The following is a 2,893-nucleotide window of genomic DNA, read 5'->3' on the forward strand; positions in this document are numbered from 1 at the left end:
ATATAATTAACTAATAACTTCGCCATCTTCTCATCATGGTACAGTTTAATCAAGAAACTCGTTTACCTACTAGCGCTGAATTACCTAGTTCAGATGATACTCCTGTGGACAACGAAAATCAAAATTTTCTGCCCAATTTACTCTTATTCTTACTCAAATTTCATTGGAGTAAGCGTAATGACTGGTTTTTTGGCGTGGATATGGGGGTTTATCACACAACTGGTGTGAGCCACTTAGTCCCAATCATTCCCGATGGCTTTTTGAGTCTGGGAGTTGAGCGTTTTAAAGGTGATACTTTACGTTTAAGTTACGTTCTTTGGGAAGAAAATAATATTCCTCCCATTTTCGCCCTAGAGGTTGTTTCTCAAACTTATGGCGGCGAATACGATAAGAAAATGGACATTTATGCCGGCTTAGGTGTGTTGTATTATGTCATTTACAACCCCTATTATTGGCGACGGGATTTGCATCAAACTTTTGAAGTTTATCGCTTAGTTGATGGCGAGTATGAATTGCAAATTGGCGAACCTTTCTGGATGCCAGAAGTGGGTTTAGGAATTGGCAGAGGCAGATATCAAGATGGTGCTAAACAGTTAGAAGTGCTGTACTGGTTTGATGAACGTGGTTCTCGGTATTTGACAGCCGAAGAAAAAGCTGAGCAAGCCGAAGAACGACTCAATCGCTATCGACAGCAATTTGGCGAACTGCCATAATCTGACTTATCTGACTTAGGGAAGTGTCATAAAATAGGGGCTTATTTTTATATATGTAGTTGCGCTTTAGAGTTCTCTTATGATATAAAAGAGCGCTGAAGCGCAACTACGTACCTTTGTTTTTAGCCAATCAAGAAAGTGCCATTAGGAAGTACCCCTTGAACGGTTAAACTTAAATTTGCGCCTCCCTCAATCACACCAAGTACGTCTCCAAACCGTGTTTGGATAGATAGATCGCCACCTACAGGAACGAGATTGTAGTTAGTCAATGAGGAGCCTTGCAACTGGATAAAATCATTGACTACATCAAAGTTCCGAATGGTAGCTTGACCATTACCCAAATAAAGCGGTGTGGGTGCGGTATTACCGGAGGTAGCAGGAACTCCCAGCACGAAATCATCGCTGCCAGCGCTCCCGATCAGGACATCAAATTCATTAGTTCCAAAACTTTCGTACTGGCGATTACCGTTCGGATCTATGCCTACTTCAACTCCGATAAGTTCGACATTTCCCACGCCAACGCCTGTTATGATATCGTTACTTCGAGTGCCAACAAAAGTTGCTGAACGGTTGACCTCAAATTGCCCAAATTGGAAGTAGTGATCCCGACCTGTTTTTAAGGCTCCAGAGTCGATAAATGGTACAAGGTTGGGATTTTCTGTTAAGTATTCTGGTTCAAAGAAAGAAGTACCAAAACGTCCTTCTTTGACACCGTATTTGATAAAGTGTTGGTATCCCGATTTGAAAGTTCCATTCTGAATGAATGGCAGTAACTCTGAGTTATTTTTGAGATAAAAATCTTCGTTATACTCAGGAGATACTTGAGTGCGGCGACCACCTTCATCGTAACCAAATTGAATAAAGTGATCTAGGCCAGAAGCAAAAGAACCATTGGGGTTGACGGGACGGACAAAGGCTGCGATGTCGGGATTACCGGTAAGATAGGTATTTTCGTCAAAATACCGCGATATTTTAGTTAAACCAGCAGCTTGACCATACTTTTGAAAGTGTTCTAAACCAGATTTGACTAATCCTTGAGCGACAGCATCTTTCACAAATCCATATTGAGAAAGATAGTATTGTTCGTCAAAAATGTCGTAGTTTGCCATGATTTCCTCTTGAAACTGCGATAAAGTTTATGCCCAAAGTTAATAACTTTGAGTTGTTTTCAAATGGATCTAACTGACTTGAGCTAAATTTATTCTACAGTGATTTCGCAGAGCTTTATGGAAAGTTCTCAAGTAGATTTTAGCAGTTTCTATAGTATTAGAACCTCTATCTTGAGATGGATTTCTATTTAAGAATAAAAAATACAGCGGGAACCGCTGTAAGGACATGGCACTTCGACTTACCCAATTCCCAGTATGCGCCGCAAATAATTCACAAAACTCCAGTAAAGTTGCATCGGGATTTTCTGCCACTTATCTATTATCCATTAATTCTGGCGTGAGTATAAGGCCTCGATAGACTTGCTCGATCGCGAAACTCAAATTAATGCTTTTTAGTTCTACGGTGTCGCCTGCTTTGTAGTTAATAATAATCCATTCTCCTGTCTCTTTTTTGTGATATAAATCCATTTCAATACTGGTGGAACTAACTAATAAGTAGTCTTGTAAAATTGGGTTGTGGCGATACATTCTAAATTTGCTGCCGCGATCGTAGGCTTCCGTGCTAGGGGATAAAACTTCAACGATTAGGCAGGGATAGGTAATGTATTGGGTTGTGGTTCGATCGCGATCGTCACAAGTTACACTAGCATCGGGATAGGTATAGTCATTAGTTTCAAGAATGTTAACCTTGATGTCAGAATTACCGGTTATGCAACTCCTACCTTCTAAATGAGTCTCAAACATGGCGGTAAACCGAATGGCGATGCGTCCATGATTAACGCTACCGCCGCTCATGGCGTAAACTTGACCGTTGATATATTCATGTTTTTCAAGTTGCTTTTCTTCCCAAATAAAATATTCTTCGGGAGTAAGTTGTGGGGAATTGTCTTTGACTGCAATCATGGTTTTTAGAGAATAGTAATATAAAGATTATACACCAGTTCTCAAAGTAATTGAGGTACGCAGCTACCTACCAATTACCAAGTAGATTACGTAACGCCGCCTTCTAGGCGGTAAAGATACCGCCTAGAAGGCGGCGTTACGGATAGTTTTGCGTAAGTCCTAATTTAT

General features: G+C 40.5%; 3 protein-coding genes. 1 reads left to right on the forward strand and 2 read right to left on the reverse strand.

Annotated elements, in window-relative coordinates; genetic code table 11:
- Window positions 1-35 precede the first annotated feature (35 nt).
- Window positions 36-713 carry a Uma2 family endonuclease gene (locus PY364_RS21160; RefSeq protein WP_275525990.1) on the forward strand — a complete coding sequence of 226 codons (678 nt, stop codon included), beginning with the start codon at window positions 36-38 and terminating at the stop codon, window positions 711-713.
- A 122-nt stretch (window positions 714-835) separates the two neighbouring features.
- Here PY364_RS21160 and PY364_RS21165 read toward each other — a convergent pair whose 3' ends face one another.
- Together PY364_RS21165 and PY364_RS21170 are read right to left on the reverse strand one after the other, a co-directional pair.
- Window positions 836-1,822, reverse strand: a complete 987-nt coding sequence (locus PY364_RS21165; RefSeq protein WP_275525992.1) for a calcium-binding protein — start codon at window positions 1,820-1,822, stop codon at window positions 836-838.
- A gap of 312 nt (window positions 1,823-2,134) precedes the next feature.
- Entirely contained in the window at window positions 2,135-2,725 is a 591-nt protein-coding gene (locus tag PY364_RS21170) for a Uma2 family endonuclease (protein ID WP_275525993.1), read from the reverse strand.
- Window positions 2,726-2,893: the final 168 nt, after the last annotated feature.

The organism is Kamptonema sp. UHCC 0994 (assembly GCF_029167235.1).
Classification (GTDB): Bacteria; Cyanobacteriota; Cyanobacteriia; order Cyanobacteriales; family Microcoleaceae; genus Kamptonema.